Below are 17,254 nucleotides of genomic sequence, written 5' to 3'. Positions count from 1 at the left end.
TTTGCGAGCTTGGTTTGGCGAAGACGCAGAATTCGCATCTCGACGACGCCATTCTACTTGATTGGCGAATCTTAGGTTTCCAACCGTCGGTTTCAAACCGTTGACCAACCGTGTCAACCGTCCGGCTGATACTGCAATAAAAGTGGCAACGTTCAAAGTCTGGGAATATTTACTATGTTGACGGATCACACCTCGCTCCCTCATCACCCCTTGCCTGTCCCGATGTCCGGTCCGGTTTCCGACGAATACGACGTACCTGACGATCGCAAAGACGATGCGTTGAAGGCCGATTCGTTGCAGGGTGAACTGTTCGAGACCGCCCCACCGCCTTGGGAATTGGCGGTCCAGGATGATGTGGCGACTGCCCGAGTCGTTTTCAGCGAGGCTCCGCACGGCCCCTACGACTACCGCATTCCCGACGAGATGCGAGAATCTTTGGAAGCCGGCATGCGGGTCAAAGTGCCACTGGGCCGCCGCAAGAAAATGACAACGGGATGGTGCATCGAGTGCAAGCTGGGCTCGTCCGCGTCGCGAAGTTTGAAAGACATCGACCAAATCGTTGACCACGCTCCACTGTGCGATCCGCCGTTGGTGCGGTTGGTGTTGTGGATGAGCCACTACTATCAAGCACCCGCCGGGCAGGTCTTTGACGCTTTGATTCCGTCAAGTGTTCGTAGCGGCGCGGGAACTCGCGAGCGGACGTATTACACGCCCAACGCAAAGCTGATCGATGACGCACTGATCGAAGGTCTGCCACAGAAACAGCAAATCGCGCTGCGGTTTTTGATTGCCGCGGGGCGGCCGATGACGTCGTCGCAATTGATGGTCGAGGCTGCTTGCACGTCGGCGCCGATCAAAGCACTTGAAAAGAAAGAACTGCTACGCACCGAGACTCGTCGAGAAATGGCGACCGCGGCGCCGATGCGTTGGAATCTCGGCGATGGTGAAAAAGAAAAAAGTCATTCGCTAACCGACGATCAGAGCAACGCGCTTGACCGAATCGTTGCGGCGGTCGATTCAGAGGTCGGCAAGACTCTGTTGCTGCATGGTGTGACGGGAAGCGGGAAAACAGAAGTCTACATTCGCGCGATCGAGCATTTGGTCAAGTTTGGACGAAGTGCGATCGTGTTGGTGCCCGAGATCAGTTTGACGCCGCAGACTCGCGGGCGATTCGAACGTCGTTTCAAATCGGTGGCTGTTCTGCATAGTCAGATGACGCCCGCTGAACGCCACTTTCAATGGCAACGTATTCGCAGTGGTGATGTTCAAGTCGTCGTCGGGCCGCGCAGCGCCGTGTTCGCACCGCTGCCTCGGTTGGGTCTGATTATCTTGGACGAAGAACACGATGGATCATTCAAGCAAGATAGCGTTCCCCGCTATCATGCTCGCAAGGTCGCGCACGCTCGAGCAATGTTGTTGAAGATTCCGTTGGTGTTGGGCACGGCGACACCGTCAATGGAAACCTGGCACGCGTGTACGACGGGGCATGCCGAATTGGTTTCGATGCCATCTCGCGTCGGCGATCGGCCCATGCCCGACGTGCAGTTGGTCGACCTGCGAGTTCGCGATGATCGTACGTCGGGCGCGATCAGCCGGCCGCTGCATCGCGCCGTCGAAGAAACTTTGAAGGAAAAGGGCCAAGTCATTCTGCTGCTGAATCGACGCGGCTTTGCGACAACGATTCAGTGTCCATCATGCGGCCACGTCGTTGCTTGCCCTGATTGTGACATGCCTCTGACGCATCACCGGGATGGTGGGAAAGCGGTCTGCCATTATTGCGATTACACGATCGGCACTCCGCCTTGGTGCCCGGCATGTCGGTTCGATGGAATCCGCTATGGTGGGCTTGGTACTCAAAAATTGGAAGTCGAAGTCAAGGCTCGCTTTCCCGACGCCAATGTCGCCCGTATGGACAGCGACACGATGAAACGTCCCGGCAGTCACCAGCGAGTCTTGTCGGCGTTTCGCAGTGGCGAGGTCAACATCTTGTTGGGAACCCAGATGATCGCCAAAGGACTGGACTTTCCCAACGTCTTGTTGGTTGGCGTGATCAATGCCGACGGTGCCCTGCACTTCCCTGATTTTAGAGCTTCCGAACGAACGTTCCAGCTTGTCACGCAGGTGGCTGGCCGTACCGGTCGCGGAGATCGTGGCGGCCGAGTAATCGTGCAAACCTTTACACCGGAGCATCCGGCGATCCAGGCGGCGTCGACGCACGACTATGAACAGTTCGCGACAGGCGAAATGGTCAACCGTCGTAAATTCAATTATCCGCCACTCGGCAGTGTTGGCCGGATCATCATTCGTGGCGCGGTTGAAGATGTGACTGAAGCGACGGCCGAAGCATTGCTGAATCGTTTAGAAGCGGCCCGCGATAAACTTGGATTCGAAGTACGGCTGTTGGGGCCCGCACCACCGCCAATCACCAAGCTGCGTGGCAAGTATCGATTCCACATTTTGCTGCAATCGGTCGAAGCGTCTCAGTTGGGCGAAACCATTCGCCGCGCACTCGAGACGTTCACGATTCCTGAAAAGGATGACGTCCAATACGTTGTCGACATTGATCCGATGGACATGCTGTGATCGCTGGTGCGTCCTCGTTACTAAGGTGCAAGCCGCACGATCTTCCAAGTGTCACCGTTTCGCTTGTACACGATTCGGTCATGCAGACGGCTTGGTCGGCCCTGCCAAAACTCGATGGTGTTGGGGGTGACATCGTATCCGCCCCAATGTGAAGGACATGGAACGGTGTCACCTTCGTATCGAGACCGAAGGCTGTCCATTTGGTTGTTTAGCCAATCCTCACTTTCGACCACGGACGATTGGTCGCTGGCGTTGGCGCCTAACTGGCTGTCACGGGGGCGCGAGGCGAAATAGGTTTGCGAAATTTCGCGGCTGGTTTTCGTGACAGTCCCCTCGATCCGAATTTGCCGTTCCAGGTGCGGCCAAAAGAAACACAGCGAAACATTCGGATTGGCCGAGATCTGTTGGCCTTTGACAGAGTCATAATTCGTAAAAAACGCGAATTTGCCATTTTCGACTGCCTTCAAAAGCACGATTCGAGATGTCACGTTGCCGTCCAAGGACGCCGTCGAGAGCGTCATTGCATTGATTTCCATCCAATCGGGGGCCTCTTCGGCTTTGGCTTGATCGAACCAGACCGAGAACTGAACCATAGGGTCCGAATTCACGTCCTTTAAGCTGATTCCGGCCTTGGTGTAGGTCTGTCGCATATGGTGAATCGACATCGCTTGTCTTTCGAATTGGATGTTAAATCGTCTTGAAATGGGAGTGTAAAGCTGGCTGGTCGAACACTTTGGCGCGCCGCTTGCCTCGTTTGTAGGATTCAAGCCAGGGACTGCCAACCTGACAGACGTTTGTTTCCTCCGTTGAAATTCATATGAACGAATCGTTTGCCGATCATTCCTTTATGGGAAGTCTGTTACTTGCATCCTCGTTGGTCCAGGATCCGATTTATTCGGGCGGCGTTTGTTTGCTCGTGCATCAAGATGACCAGCAAGTTTATGGAGTGATGCTGAATCGACCACTCAAACCTAATTTGGGCGCGTTGATGGCGATGGTGAATAAGCCCAAGACCTCGCGTTTACCAGAGCCCAATGGGTACGATTCGGAAACTGGCGACATCTCGGACGTCGAGTCGGCGATGTCAGTTGGAATGCCTGCTGCGTTGCCGGATTCGGGAATGGTTCACTTCGGTGGCCCGCTGTCAGGACCCGTCGTCGCGTTGCACCAAGACAGTCAATTTGCCGAGGCAGAACCGGGCAGCGGGATCTATTTGGCAGCTCAAAAACAGCATCTCGAACGCCTGCTTGCCCAGCATCCGTCGAGTTGTCGGTTGATCGTTGGGCATTTGCGGTGGGATATCGACCAATTGGATACCGAATTGAACGCAGGGCTCTGGCATACAGCGCCCGCCACCGCTGAAATCGTGTTTGGGACTCCCGACGAGATGTGGCCGCGCTTGATTCGGCGGGCGACCGCACGATCTCTGGCCCGTTGGGTGGGGACGCCTGACGTGATTGGGGCAAGCGAGCTAAACTAGCGGCCCCCACCAATCCGAGATCGACAACTTCACCAAGAAGCTTTCCGTGGCACGACACGACGAAGACGACATTCCACCGAAGAAGAAATTCCGCATCCAGCGTCGTCGCTTGGGGAAGATCATTCAAATCCAGCCCGATGGAAAGTTCGGTTTCATCGATGCCGAAGACTATCGCGATGACGTTTTCTTTCACAAAGACGTCTGGGATGGGCGAACCAACCGATTCGGACGCGACGTCTTTGTACGACCCGAAATCGGAATGTGGGTCGAGTTCGAGCTGGACGATACTAAGTTCGAAGAAGAGAAAAAGCTGCGTGCCAAGGTCTGCCGCCCGACTGATCGTCCGATCGGACGTAAATTGTCGGGGCGTGATGCAACGTTCAAGATCATCACTCATCATCCCAACGCAAAACGCAAACGTCCTACGTGGCGCAAAAACGATTAACACGCGATTAATTTGACCCTAGGGATGTCCGCGACGATCGTCGCCTGATGTCCTACCTTTGGTCTATCTATTTCTAGGATTCTTCCTCGTCGTCTTTCGGTTTCTTTACCGGAAGCTTGCCACCGTTTTTCTTGGCGGCCAATACATCTTTTTCGAGATCACGTACAAGGATCGGGTTGATGTGTTTGGAAAGCAATTCTCGAGTGGTGATGAACATCTCGTCGACTTTGCGTTTCTGATTTGCATTTCGGGTGCCCAGCAATTTCAAGAACACTGCTTGCTTCTTTCCCATGTCGGTTGCGAGCGCTTCGTTGCTGGGCTGGTTACGAAGCGCTTCCATCAACTCTTCTGCTTCTTTCATTTCGCCGCGTTCTAGTCGCATGCGAATGCGTGCTTTGTACAGTTCGCGAACAGCGACCAAGTCGATGATCGCGTCTTGAACGCCACGAATGTACGCCTCGGCTTGCAACCGTAAATCATCGCCCTGCAAGTCAGCGACTGCCGTTGGGTGAAGGCCAGGAACCATCGGCAACCGAGCCAAAACGGCACCGCCGTTTTTAACATACATCAATCGCAACGGATCGTCTGTTTTCTGGATGTTCAATCGGCCGTTCCAATCGGTGCGTCCGATGAACGTCATTGCTGTGCTCTTGAGTTCCTTTTCGTAGATTTCGTATCCGATCAAGGGGAAATCAACGTCACCCTGAGCATGCAGTCGCAACAGCGTCTCGTCTTCCATCGGGCGAACTTTCAATGCCGTTCGAAACGTTCTTGCGTTCTTGCGACCTTGCAATCCACCGGCGCGACCGGCATAGAAATCCATCGAAACATTTCGGTCTTTGTATTCGGTGACCGCCAGGTAAGCCCAATCCATTGCGCCGATCATGAAAGGGTTTCCGTTGCGATCGTTCTTTCGAGTCATCGGTTGCAGAACATCGTCCACATGGATCATCGCCGGCGAGTCTTCGTCCATGATCAGGCCAGACGCTCTTAGCAACCCGACGGCTGTTTTTTGACCGGCGTCATCGATGCGTACAACTGGAGCAAACGCTTTGATCACTGCGTGTCCGACGGCTTCACCGATCGGTTGGTTGGCGGCGATCGATGAGCTAGCGATAGGTCCGAAATATCGCATCAAAGTATCGAGCTCAACCACGTCGATACGGCCAGGCATCGAATCCACGGTCGCTCGAACGATAAAAACTTTGTCGTATTGTTCGATGGTCTCGCTGACCAAACCGGCGATCGGCAGCGTAACGATTTTTGCTTCGGGATTGTCCAGGCGGACCGCCATCCCTCGCGACGCCAAAATGGCTTCGGTATTCGCATCGGCCCAAAGATCTTGGACTTTTGATGCATCACCGTCGATCGGTTTCAAGCGTTTGTCAACGCCCGCGAGCGTGCTGTCCCCACGCTGTCCACCACGTTCGATGACGCCGTCAATCTGGTTCTTGGTGCTGTAGATCGTGTTGACGAATTCACCGACGTTCGAAGCGATTCGAATTCGAACAGCGTCTTTGTGGTCTCGCTTAACCGCCAACACAGGGTCGGCTGAAGTCAGCATGTCGTAGCTCATTGCATCCATGTCTCGCGATGCAGCAGCCCGGACGGCCATCGGGGCATCCGCGATCGTGACACGCCATATCGACGAGAAATCACGATCCAAAAATTCGTGAAGCGTCGGACTGATCGCGTCCGAACTTGCGCGGGCGCTATCTGCGACAACCCAGACTAGAACGCGGTACGGTGAAAAATCCCAAGGTATTTCCGGCAGTGGCTCCGGTTTGGGGCTGGACTCCATCGATTCAGGCTGGGTTGGTTTCGTATCCGTTGTTTGTGGCTGCGAAGGCACCGATTCAGATGGCGGTGTTTCGACATCGGCTGCGAGTGCTTGCACAGGCAGCGTCGCCAGCAACGCGATCAACAAAGTCGGTAAGTTCAGATTCGAAGTCGTTTTCATTGTCCCAACCGCCAATTGCTCGCGTTTTGGTAAAGCGAAACGATATCCGTTCCCATTCCCACTAATTCCCGTCGATAAGCGTACGAGTCGACCATTTGCCAGAGTGGCAAGACGGGCAATTCGTGGTGCGCAATCGCATGCAGATCTAGCAGGCGGTCGCGAATTTCACGCCAATTTTTTGCTTCCTCTAACCGTCGCAGTCCGAGTCCAACCAACTGGTCTTCGCTCTTCGCCATTCCTTCGGGGCCGAGCACTCGGCGGGCATCGATGACCGGTTCCCAGACTGCTGCAGAAACATACACGATGTCAGCGATGTCTTCGTCGGGATTCGGGAAGGTGCGTCCAATCGGCAGTTCAACCAATTCAACGGTCAAACCCAACAGTTCCCACTGGCTACTGATCGCTTCGCAGGCGACTCGCGATAGGTTGTCGGCGGGAAAGGCCAAACGGATCGGAGTCATTTCTGGTCGCTTCTCTTTCTTGCGCGCCGCGAACGCTTCCATTTGATTGGCGTTCATTGCTAACAAAAGTTTTGCGAGTGGCGGTTCGTAGGGGCGCGGATTGATCTTTTGATCATACGCGTAGCCCAACGGGTCATTAATCTCGATACCCGCCGGAAACGGTCCCGATAGGACGCGGCACCCTTCCGAGCGAAGTCCTTCGAGCAACTCGCCATTAAGAATGTCTTCGCGATTGATTCCGTAAAGCAGAGCACGTCGAAACGTCCGTTCGCTCATGTAAGGGTGATCCGAGCATGGCACCAGCATGTGAACCGTCGGTAGTGGATACTTCACCACTTTGATGTTTTTGCTCTTGGACAGGCGGATCGCATCGGCAGGAAACAACTGGTCCAGCACATCGACTTCGCCTTGCAGCAATTTGGCGACACCATCTGCACCTGACGTCATTCGCATTTCGACGAGTTCGCGAGGTTGCGTGGGAGTCTTCGGTTCACCTCGCAGCACATAGCGAACGACATCGTCATTCTTGGCTGTCTCGTCCGGGCGATAGTCGCCGGTGGGTGAGTCTGGTTTGTCGCCGAACCAACTGCCATCGACAGGAATCTGCAGCAAGCTGATCGGCAACACATGCGGTCGCCGCAAATTGAACCCGACTTGTTGCGGGCCAACCAACTCGATTGACTGTACGGCAGCCGCCCAGGGCGCGTAATAGTCAGGATGACTCGGCTGAGCCCGTTTGGCCATCACGTCGGCCAAGAAGAAGCCGCGGATCTTGTCTAAGGGGGGCTTGATATTGTTCGGTTCGATTAGCAGGTCAAAGTGCATGCGGTCCGGGCTCATTTCGGTATCGCCGAAAATGAAATCGTATTCACCGCCCTCTGGGCCAGCGCCTTGGATTTCGAATAGCGTCCGGTACATCAAGCGTCCCGCACGTCGCGCCGCCCAGTTATCAATCCGAGTCGGTTCCAAGACCGTCGCGGTTTGCAAAACGCCGACATTGACCATCGGATAAAGGTCATGGATTTGGCGAACGAGCGTCATCCCGCCTGGAAGATCGGGTTGCAGGTAGAGCGCTTCGCGGGCCAGCTTTCGAGCCAAGCGGTAGTCTTCAGCATCGCGGGCCGTTTCCGCTTCATCGCGTTTGCCCACCGCCATTTCATAGAATTTCTGGTTCCATTTTTTGACCGCATCGAGTCGATCGTTTTGATAGTCCGTTTCAAGACGGGCAAGCATCTGCTGAGCCAGGTCAAGTTTGCCGGCATCAACGAGAATCTGCATCAATCGATCAGCCGTGCCGCTGAGCGCACGAACCACGCTGGATCTTTGGAACTCGGGTGCATAACTGCGCAACTCTTCAAGCATCGCCAGTGTCGGCGCGATCTCGCCTTTCTTGGCCCTTGAAATGGCATCTTGCCAAAGGAAGTTGCTGCGCAATTCTCGCAGCCCCTTTTGGTTAGGAAAATCCCGGATCAGGACTGACAGAAAAGGATACGCGCCGACGAAGTCGCCTTTGGCGATCCGTTCCCTTGCTTCCTTTTCAAGTTTGACTTCCCACAGATCGATTTTTTCAATGGTCGGCCACTTGGCGACCATTTCTTTGCCTTCGATCCCCAGCACTTGGAATCGCAACGTTCCAGTGGGGTTGGATGGTGGCCGACGGCCGGGGAAATCCAGCGGCAGTACTCGGGCCCATCCTCCACCTGCTTTTTCGGTGAAGTAAATGATGTCGTGCGGTTCTTCCTGCAGCAGTTCGAGACCCGGATCAGGTGGCGTTCCCGATTCGGCGTAATCGAGTCGCTGGGCGTGTGCAGGCGCAACCGCCAGAGCGGCTATGCAAAGCGTCGCGCAGAGCATTGCGATGGCGGAGCCTTGGACTCGCCGAAGACCTTGGTTCATGTCCCTCATCAATTCCATTGCCAGTGCTTATTCCGAGGGGATTTCAGTGATGTAGATGACGCCTTCAGCGCCAGGCACCAATAGACTGTTGCCGACTTTCAGTGGTGAGGCCGAGAGTGGTTGTCCCAGGTCGATCTTGCCATTTAGCTTGCCGGTCACCGGATCCAACGCAATCAGCCAACCGCTTTGTCCGGCAAGCACAATCGCATCACCCACGACTACAGGCTGGCCGACTGGGCGACCTTCGGGCAACTCGATTTGGAACTTCTCGACACCGTCGGACGAGAAGCCTCGTAGTATTCGATCCTCGGTTTCGATCAAGCACCACTTCCCTGCCGCAACGGGGCCCCAAGCGATTCGGCCATCCAGCAATGTCTTGAATGATTCATTCAAGCTGGTCAGATCGAAGCCGACCAAGAAGTCGGCGGCTGGTCCTGCCGTTGATGCGATGTAGGTGCCTTCGACTCCAGCGGCTGGGCCCAAGAACTTGTACTCGACATCTTTCGACGCAAGCTCGCGAAGCTGTTCGGCTATCCGAATGCGGTAGATCTTCTTACGACTGTCGGCGACCACAACTTGGTCGGCATCGTCTGGTAACGCGACCGGCCGGGTCCATTGGACGCTGGCGACCGGGTCGCTGGCGGGTTGGAACGGCGTGGCCATCATGGCGCCGGTTTGGATCTTGGCCAATACAGCCCGCCCGGAATCGAGCGGTAAGAATAGGCCGCCGCCGGCGACGATTCCGCCACCACTTGGTTTGCCGTCGGGCAATTGCATAGTGACCTGGCGAAGCTTTTCGGTTTCCCGACTTGGGTCGTAGACCAAATTCGATTGACCACCGGATTGGTTGACCATGACGACCCGTGTGTCATCAATTGCGATTGGATCTTCAAATCGAATACCAACCGCATTCTTTCCTGGATTTTCGATTGGTCCTTGGGTTGAACCGCTCGCCAGTGATTCGCGATCGAGTTCGAACAATGCCGCTTGGCTAGTCACAACGTGGTAGCCGCCACTGGGAGCTGCGCGAATCATCGAAACCGGCACGCCAACGTCGGTTCGCCAAATCTCTTCGCCCGTCTTCGGATTTGCAGCCGTCACTCGAATGGCTGACGTTCCGCGAAGGACTCGTGCATGGACCAGCGTATCGTCGCTGGCAAAAGGACGGCCAATGAACGTGTCCAACTCATGTAGGCTCCAATCGCGGACCACACGGCCAGTATTGATTTGCAGTTCGTAACGACCCACTCGAGTTCCCGTGATCCACATTGCGGTCCGGCCAACAGCCATTTGCGTTGCAGTGGGTTGGTCATAAAACGCAGGCAGTTTGGCCGCCACGGTGACCTGTTCTCGTTCGGCCGTTGGTTCAATGTCATAGACCATGACTTCGCCGCGGTCGGTCAACACGATCAAACGTCGTCCCTGGATGATCGGCGGAACACGAACGTTTCCGGTCACCCGGAAGGCCGGTTGCGCGATGCGCATTTTCTGGCCCGTTTCGTCAACGCGAAGCACGTGAACGTTCGCGTAATCAGTACCAGCGTTTTCGATCACAAACACGTGACCGAGCAAGGGTACCGGAGGAACGGCGATGGTGCCTTCGCGGTGGCCAATGTAGAAGCTTTCCAAGCATGAACCATCGCGAGTATTGATCAGATACAGGTTGCTGTGGTTGCCCGGCAAGTAGGCTCGGCTAACCCGTTGGTCGACACCGGGGCCGACTTCTAAGCCTTGCGGGATTTGGGTCGCCCAATTGGCATCGCCTGATTCGGAATCCAGCGAAATCAATCGGCCCGACTTGCTAGATACGAAAACGTCGTCTTTGATCGAGATTGGTTCGTAGAACGGTTCTTCGACTTGCGAACGCCACGATACTTTCCCGTTTTCGGCATCGCATCGGAAAACTTCGTTGTGGGATGCATCGCTAAGCAGCACGCCATCACCGCTGCCGATCCGAACGGGCGGCAAGTCTTTGGAATAGCCGACGAACTTGCGCCAACGCAATTTCCCTTTCTCGCCGTCGAACGCCAAGATCGACCCGCCGGCTCGCAGGTACAGCGTTTCGCCTCGCAGGTCCGGCGCGGCCTTGCCGGCCAGAGTCGTCAATACAATTTGTTTGATCGAGTCGCCTTCGGGGGCTTGAGTCACCATTTTGGGTAACTTCGACGAGGGCGCCACCAAGGTTTGTTGGATCCCACTGGCCTCGCGGATCAGGGACACCAATCGCTCGTCATTTTGCAGTTCGGGGAAATCCCGTAACAATTCGGTGCGTGTGTCGTAGGCTGCCTTCGTGTCCTTCGTTTCTAACGAGGCCTTCATCGAAGCCTCCGCTGCATCGAGTCGTTTGTTCCGGCTGATGTCGCGTTTGACGCGTTCATGAGCTTCCTCGACGCGTTTGATCTGGCCCGCTAATGTCGCCCGCATCGACGTTGGCATGTAGAGTGGATTTTCCATCAACACGAGATGCTCGTCCAGTTTCGCTAGTAAGCTCTCCTTTTCGGAAGTTTCCTTTGCCTTACCCGCCGATGTGGCCATGTTTGCAGCGATGTCGACCAGCAATGCGGCCAAGTTGCCCCGTTCCTCGTTCATGCCTTCTTCTTCGGCGATGATCGGTAACTTCTCTTTCGCTAGGTCAACGGCTTGCCACGGTTCCTGTTTGAACTGCGCTGCCTTGTACATCTCTGTCATCGTGATGCGAGTTCTGGACAGCGACGAGTACTGGTGTTCTTCGCCGAACGACTTCAGAAAACCGGTGTAAGCATCTTGGGCGCCTTGATAGTTCTGTTGGTCGTACAGTTTGTTCGCGTTGCCGATAACTTCGTCGGCGTTTTCGCGACTAAGCACGAACATGATGCCTGCACCAGTCAGGATCAGCAGCGCAATGATTCCTAGATAACCATAGATCTTGAAAGAGTCCCAAACCGATTTTTGAGGGTCTGGTTTGCGGCGAGATGAACGCGGTCGGTTGGCTGGCGGCGAGTCACCGTTGCTACCGCTTCGCCCACTGTCCGTTGCGACAGCTTCGACGGCGACGGCTTCAACAGCAACCGGTTCCGCATCATAGACGCCGGCTTCCTCGACTTCGACGACGTCCCCAAATTCTTCACCGACAACGCCCAATTCTTCCTCGGCCAGTCCGACTTCGACGACTTCATCGGATTCGTATTGGCCACTGCGCAGTTCGCCGATCAACTTGGACGCTTGAAAGTGCGTCAGTTGGCCGTTGTCGACTAACAACTTTGCGACGGCTTCGGGCGTAACCCGCGTGCCACCTTGTTCGAGTTGTTCGCGGAGGGCTTCGATGATCTCCTGGTCGAGCAACCCGAGCCGTTCGAGTCGATCGATCAATTCTTTAGCAAGCATGGAAGAAATAGGTATTAGGTTTTAGGAATTAGGCGTTAAGTATTGAGCCCGAAAGTCGGTCGCAGAAAACGTCAGTCAAATTCTTCGACTTGGGTGACTTCCAGTTCGGCATAGCCGGCGATCGTTCCGGCATCCATGGCATCGACCAAAGCGAACAGCTTTGCCGATTCATGAACTTTGATGACCAATCGCATGCCATCGTTGTTATTGCCCGCAGCTTCTTTGAGAGTTGAGATCAAGTTTTGTTTGCCGGGCGTTTCTCGTTCCCATTCCGGAGCCATCACCAAGAAGCTTCCGAATTCGTCGACTTGGACCTCGACCATGTCCAGGTCTTCGGTTTCTTCGGGTTCCGAATTCGTGCTAGGCGCGTCGGTTTGTTGGCGAGGCATCTCGATCGATTTTTGCAAACTAAACGCCGCCGTGACCATGAAGAAAATCAGCAACAAGAAGGTCACGTCGACCATCGGCGTCATGTCCATTTCTTCTTCGGGACGTTTGTTCCGAGCAAGAACCTGGTCCTCTTCGTCATCCTCGAGTCCCGAAATCGACGGGATCATCGCATCGCTGAATTGCCCTTCAGTTGACTCGGCGCGAGCTGATTCGACGTCGATATCAGCCTCGGTGCTGCGGGCGTTTTCGGTATTCGCGCCAACGATTTCGCTGGCGTCCACTGCTTCGACTTCGATCGAGTCATCCGTGTCGTCGAGGGCAACGATTGGTTCGGGCACAGGCACGACCGCGTCACAGTTTGGGCAGTGCACAGTGCGGCCTGCCATCCGATCATTGACATGATGGACGGTGCTGCACTGCGAACAAATGACTTCGATCGACATGGCGGAGAATGCGTGACAGGTTTGAGGAGGTCAGGTTTCGAAAAACCTGTGATGGACGTGGGCGGTGCTTGAGATCAGCTTTGGGTGACAACAACCACCAGCGGTTAGTTTTCTTTGACGGCGATGTAGGTTGAATCAATGTCTTCGAACGCGTCGCCGATGATCTTTTGAATGCGAGTGACTTGGCCAACTTTGACGTTCGAGTCGCCGAACAGCATCACTTGCTGCTTACTGGCGCCACTCGCTTTTTCCATTTCGCCGGTGATGTATTCGATGATTTCGGACGCCTGGGCGTCTTCGTCGCGGCTCAGTTCGGTACCGTCCATTTTGGACAGGATCACTTCATCCCCAGATCCTGGGTTGATGAAGATCACGGCCGAGTTCTTTGCAGCGATCGCAAGACCATTTTCGGCTTCCGGAATCGTTCCGATTTTTGTGGGGTCCATCGTTGAACAGACCACAAAAAAGATCAGCAGCAGAAACGTGATGTCAATCATCGGTGTGATGTCCATCTCATCGTCGTCGCGTTTCTTTCTCGGCAGCGCGAAATCGTCTTCGGCGTCGTCAACCGCATCGTCAAGGTCAGTACTCATTGGGATGCCTTAGCGATTGGGGGCTTGGACGGCGACTGCTTCGTTGGTTTGTCCGGCCGATGGACGAGACTGAGGTTTGGCCTCGAGCCCTTCGCGGAACGCTGCCATGAAACGTGCCAAACCGGCGCCGACAAGGTCTTCCATTTTCGAGATTCGAATGTTGACGCTTGCGACCAAGATCATCAACGGGATCGCAATGGCCAAACCGCAGGCGGTCGTTCGCAGTGCGATGTTGATGTCGCTAGCCAGCAGCGATGGTTCGACCGATTCAGCCGTGGCTAGCGTTTGGAACGCTCCCATCATCCCGAAAACCGTTCCGAACAATCCGATCATCGGCGCGCTCTTGATCATCGTGCTGACCCATGACAAGCGATACTCGACGTCGCTCATCACGTCCCGCTGGAAACGGTCCATGACGTAAGTACGAGCTTTCTTGTAGCCAAGTTCGCGGTGTTGGCAGGCCATTTCAGCGATTTGGGGGATGGCGCGAGTGTCGCCTTCGCAGTACTCGATGACTCCATCCAAATCGCCGGTGGTTAGCATTTGTTCGATGTCGTCCATGAAGACATCTTGTTCTTCTTCGGACTTGAATCGTTTTTGACCCACGCGAGTCCAAACGACAACGATGCAATACAGTCCCCACAGCGCGGCGGCGGCCAGTGCGAAATAGGTCGCGTTGGAGATGATCTCGAATAGAGAAATTTCGGCGAGTAGCATCAGCGGTCGGGTCCTTCGGGTGAATCTAAATCGTGAAGAGTTGGTTTGCAGCGGAAGAAACGTTATTTCTTTGGCTTGCGATATCGTTGGCTCGTGACTTCGAATTCAAAGTTGCCACCGGCGGATTTGCTTTCGAAAACGGTTTTGGCGATCTCAGTGACCGACGGGTGTCCCTTTGCCTTGGAATATTCCAGTTCGATGAAAGCCAGTTTATTCTCAAGTTCGGTCGGTATGAACTTCAGCGGCGTACGTCCTTGGGTTTGAACGCCCGCGGCATTCAAAAGTGACAAGTCAAACTGCATCAGCGGGCTTGGCGTCTTAAACATGAAGTACAGCCGTTTTTCCGATTCGGTGTCGACAATTAATCGGGCGGTTGGCTTGCTGGCTAAGTTGTTGACCGCATCCACGCCTTGTTTACTGCCGCCGATTGCGCCGAGCTCGATGTTGTAGAAATCCAACTGCTTGGCGTACGAGGGAATGTCGCGGGCGGTGAAGTTGAGTTGCCATCGTTCGAATCGAGGAATGATGTCTTCACCTTCGCCTTCGGGACCTGGCGGACGCGAGTCGCCGGCGCCCGTACCCGATGTCGTGGCCGTCGCGGCCGTGTCATTTGTGGTCAGCGACGCAGCCACACTGCTGACCGCGTCCGTGACGGCTTCGATCGTGTCTTGAAGTGTCGGTTCCAGCAGTTCTTCGACTTCTTCGGCCCCAGGTGGTTCAAAGTCGCGTTCAAAACCTTCGGCGTTGTCACCGCGACCGGCGGGATTTTCGATGATCGGAGCGATCGCGAGCGGCGCGAACGTCCAGCGACTGGTCAACCAAATCACGAACAGCATGAACACGAACACGCCGATAAACAGCATCAAAGCCATGAAAAATGACGTCAGCACGTCAAACCGGCTGATGCGAAACTTTTCTCGTTCTGCGTCACGAGTGCTGTGGTCGCTATGCGTCTGCGCGTGCGTCATTTTAGACGCGTCTTGATCGGGATCTTCAACCGAAGCCATGGCAGCAGCCCAAAAACAAAGCGAGTTAGAAAAGGAAAGATGAAAAGGGTTAACGGAAAGAGCGTCAATCGCCGCGGCTTATAGATCGTAATCCAAAAACACGAAAGTTGGGTCCACCGTTCGGTACCAGGCGCGCCACGCATCTTGGGCTTGGTCCGTTTCGGTTTCCGTCGGATCATCGGGCATCCCGAATCCTTCGAATTTGCGGCTGATGAAGCGCAAACCGTCGCGGGCGAAACGGCGAGTCGGTTTATCGGGGTCACTAAGTGCAAAGATCAACGCCGGAGCGACCCGCAGCTCGTCGCTCTTGCCCAGCAACTTGGCAGCCACCCGCCGCGCTTGCCAAGACTTGCTGCCGCGAACCAATCGTTCCAAGCGGTCCAATTGAGCGCGACGTCCTGCTGGTGTGGGGTCAAGTTCCAAGTCATCGGGCAGCGATTTGCCCTCGGTTTCACTCGTGTCGTCAGATTCCAGAATCTTCAACAAGTCCGTGACCTGCGAAGCAATGGCTTTGCCTTTGATTTGAGTCCCGTCGACGCGGATGTTGGTCGTGTCTTTGGGCAATCCATAGCCGCCTTCGAGAGTACCGGCACTCATCGAGAAGATGGTTTTTTGGGTGCTGCGAATCAGAAACAAGAGAGCGAACGCAGTGCTTTGCGCTGGTTGCGAGTGTGATCGATCTTTCCAGCCACCTTCGGGGCTTTGGTAACCGCGTAGTTGTTCAACGATCGTGTTGTACCAAGCCGGGCTTGGGTCCTTGGCTGAGCCTTGCGAAATTTCGATGAAGCTTTCGTATCGCTCGGTGGTGTAGATGATGTAGTAATACCAATCCATGCCACCGCGTTTATACGGATTTTTCGCTAACCACTGCTCTAGGAAATTGATCGATCGCTTGACCGGTTCTTGGGAAATTTTGACCTTTTGGCGTCTGTTCTGGTTTGAGTCTTCGATGAATAGCTTGATGGCCTCGGGAAGTCCGACAATGCCAGGATCATCTTGGTCTGTACCCGTGTCGCCCCACAATCGCAAAGCGTCACCGGCGATTAAAATGCTGCTGCCACCGGCTAGTCCCATTGAGTAACCGACAGACTGAGTTTGGCGGATGTTGGGACGCCCAACACCAGGGTCGACTCCCTTATAAGGCCAGGCTCCGTCAATGTCTTGGACCCGCAACAACCATTGCAAACAAGCCACAACCCGGTCGTATTCCAGCGGAATGCCGATGCGGTCGAGTGTCCAGATCGCCAACATGACGTACTGAGTTTGCGAGACGTCACCAGACTTTTCGCCGGGATAATCAAACGGGCCATTGGGCAACTGGACCGACATCAGATATTCCTGAAGTGTTTCCAGTTCAGGGCGATAGTGGACTGGGTCGACTGCGGCCAGCAGCAGGACTGCGACTGCAATTTCGTAATTTGCTGTGTGAGAGTGGCTATTTCCACCGTGCAGGTTCTTGGCGTAATTGACTGCCCATTGAATACCCCGTTTGACTACCGGATTCTCGGCATCATGGCGAACCTTGAAGTGCGCGTATCCGGTCAGTCCGGTTGTGCCGCCGTTCTCATTCGAGTTGTCGGCGGGCAACGATTCCAGGTAGCTGATCCCACCGTCAATCATCTTCTGGACAATTGGGTCCTCGGGTGTATACGCGGACGCAGATTTTGCGTTCATTCCCAAGAACGCATATGTCAAAACCATTGCCGCAACCCATCGTCGAGCGACCATGGTTGCGGGGTTTGCGGATGTTTTGATGGTGGTTGGCATGAAAATCGGTTTTGATGGGTGTAGAGGTTCGCTAAAAAGGGGCAGGCTGGTGTCGTAGTTGCTGCTCGTTCCCCTCTGTCGGGTTGCTTTGTTTGGGAAATGTGTGTGTTTTTTGATCGGAGTGTCAAGTCACTTGGCATACCGATTGA

The 17,254-nt window shown here is 54.8% G+C and carries 12 protein-coding genes; 3 read left to right on the top strand and 9 right to left on the bottom strand.

Going from position 1 to position 17,254, the window contains the following annotated elements; genetic code table 11:
* Nucleotides 1-222 precede the first annotated feature (222 nt).
* Nucleotides 223-2,583 (top strand): replication restart helicase PriA, encoded by a 2,361-nt coding sequence (gene priA, locus Poly59_RS00650; RefSeq protein ID WP_146533162.1) that lies wholly within the window; start codon nt 223-225, stop codon nt 2,581-2,583.
* A gap of 20 nt (nt 2,584-2,603) precedes the next feature.
* Here the strand turns inward: priA and pdxH are convergent, their stop codons facing one another.
* Complete coding sequence (pdxH, locus tag Poly59_RS00645) at nt 2,604-3,248, bottom strand: pyridoxamine 5'-phosphate oxidase (protein WP_146532161.1); 645 nt, start codon at nt 3,246-3,248, stop codon at nt 2,604-2,606.
* A gap of 152 nt (nt 3,249-3,400) precedes the next feature.
* On the opposite strand from pdxH, the gene Poly59_RS00640 reads away from it, so the two are divergent.
* Nucleotides 3,401-4,063: a YqgE/AlgH family protein gene (locus tag Poly59_RS00640; RefSeq protein WP_146532160.1), complete on the top strand. Its 663-nt coding sequence runs from the start codon at nt 3,401-3,403 to the stop codon at nt 4,061-4,063.
* Nucleotides 4,064-4,109: 46 nt separating this feature from the next.
* Nucleotides 4,110-4,508 carry a S1 domain-containing protein gene (locus Poly59_RS00635; protein ID WP_186775948.1) on the top strand — a complete coding sequence of 133 codons (399 nt, stop codon included), beginning with the start codon at nt 4,110-4,112 and terminating at the stop codon, nt 4,506-4,508.
* 73 nt (nt 4,509-4,581) lie between these two features.
* Here the strand turns inward: Poly59_RS00635 and Poly59_RS00630 are convergent, their stop codons facing one another.
* The 8 genes from Poly59_RS00630 to Poly59_RS00595 all read right to left on the bottom strand — a co-directional run bounded on the left by Poly59_RS00630 (nt 4,582) and on the right by Poly59_RS00595 (nt 17,105).
* Complete coding sequence (locus tag Poly59_RS00630; RefSeq protein WP_146532158.1) at nt 4,582-6,468, bottom strand: hypothetical protein; 1,887 nt, start codon at nt 6,466-6,468, stop codon at nt 4,582-4,584.
* On the bottom strand, nt 6,465-8,825 hold the full coding sequence (locus Poly59_RS00625; protein ID WP_146532157.1) for an ABC transporter substrate-binding protein: 2,361 nt from the start codon (nt 8,823-8,825) through the stop codon (nt 6,465-6,467). Before Poly59_RS00625 ends, Poly59_RS00630 begins: the two co-directional genes overlap by 4 nt.
* A 27-nt stretch (nt 8,826-8,852) precedes the next feature.
* A complete protein-coding gene (locus tag Poly59_RS00620) occupies nt 8,853-12,188 on the bottom strand; it encodes an outer membrane protein assembly factor BamB family protein (RefSeq protein WP_146532156.1) in 3,336 nt (1,111 codons plus the stop codon).
* A gap of 71 nt (nt 12,189-12,259) precedes the next feature.
* Nucleotides 12,260-13,021 (bottom strand): ExbD/TolR family protein, encoded by a 762-nt coding sequence (locus Poly59_RS00615; RefSeq protein WP_146532155.1) that lies wholly within the window; start codon nt 13,019-13,021, stop codon nt 12,260-12,262.
* Nucleotides 13,022-13,125: 104 nt separating this feature from the next.
* Nucleotides 13,126-13,614 (bottom strand): ExbD/TolR family protein, encoded by a 489-nt coding sequence (locus tag Poly59_RS00610; RefSeq protein WP_146532154.1) that lies wholly within the window; start codon nt 13,612-13,614, stop codon nt 13,126-13,128.
* Nucleotides 13,615-13,623: 9 nt separating this feature from the next.
* The gene (locus tag Poly59_RS00605; protein ID WP_146532153.1) at nt 13,624-14,331 is read right to left on the bottom strand and encodes a MotA/TolQ/ExbB proton channel family protein; all 708 of its coding nucleotides are present in this window, start codon (nt 14,329-14,331) and stop codon (nt 13,624-13,626) included.
* A 62-nt stretch (nt 14,332-14,393) separates the two neighbouring features.
* A complete protein-coding gene (locus Poly59_RS00600; protein ID WP_246151279.1) occupies nt 14,394-15,338 on the bottom strand; it encodes a hypothetical protein in 945 nt (314 codons plus the stop codon).
* A 78-nt stretch (nt 15,339-15,416) separates the two neighbouring features.
* Nucleotides 15,417-17,105 carry a hypothetical protein gene (locus Poly59_RS00595; RefSeq protein ID WP_246151278.1) on the bottom strand — a complete coding sequence of 563 codons (1,689 nt, stop codon included), beginning with the start codon at nt 17,103-17,105 and terminating at the stop codon, nt 15,417-15,419.
* Nucleotides 17,106-17,254 lie beyond the last annotated feature (149 nt).

It is taken from the genome of Rubripirellula reticaptiva (genome assembly GCF_007860175.1).
Classification (GTDB): domain Bacteria; phylum Planctomycetota; class Planctomycetia; order Pirellulales; family Pirellulaceae; genus Rubripirellula; species Rubripirellula reticaptiva.
Note: the sequence above shows the minus strand (reverse complement) of the source record. Positions and strands in the feature narration are given on the sequence as shown.

Coding starts and splice junctions, on each gene's coding strand:
- Poly59_RS00595 (WP_246151278.1), bottom strand. CDS start 17,105: ATGCCAACCACCATCAAAACATCCGCAAACCCCGCAACCATGGTCGCT.
- Poly59_RS00620 (WP_146532156.1), bottom strand. CDS start 12,188: ATGCTTGCTAAAGAATTGATCGATCGACTCGAACGGCTCGGGTTGCTC.
- Poly59_RS00630 (WP_146532158.1), bottom strand. CDS start 6,468: ATGAAAACGACTTCGAATCTGAACTTACCGACTTTGTTGATCGCGTTG.
- Poly59_RS00625 (WP_146532157.1), bottom strand. CDS start 8,825: ATGAACCAAGGTCTTCGGCGAGTCCAAGGCTCCGCCATCGCAATGCTC.
- Poly59_RS00600 (WP_246151279.1), bottom strand. CDS start 15,338: ATGGCTTCGGTTGAAGATCCCGATCAAGACGCGTCTAAAATGACGCAC.
- Poly59_RS00605 (WP_146532153.1), bottom strand. CDS start 14,331: ATGCTACTCGCCGAAATTTCTCTATTCGAGATCATCTCCAACGCGACC.
- priA (WP_146533162.1), top strand. CDS start 223: ATGTCCGGTCCGGTTTCCGACGAATACGACGTACCTGACGATCGCAAA.
- Poly59_RS00615 (WP_146532155.1), bottom strand. CDS start 13,021: ATGTCGATCGAAGTCATTTGTTCGCAGTGCAGCACCGTCCATCATGTC.
- pdxH (WP_146532161.1), bottom strand. CDS start 3,248: ATGTCGATTCACCATATGCGACAGACCTACACCAAGGCCGGAATCAGC.
- Poly59_RS00640 (WP_146532160.1), top strand. CDS start 3,401: ATGAACGAATCGTTTGCCGATCATTCCTTTATGGGAAGTCTGTTACTT.
- Poly59_RS00610 (WP_146532154.1), bottom strand. CDS start 13,614: ATGAGTACTGACCTTGACGATGCGGTTGACGACGCCGAAGACGATTTC.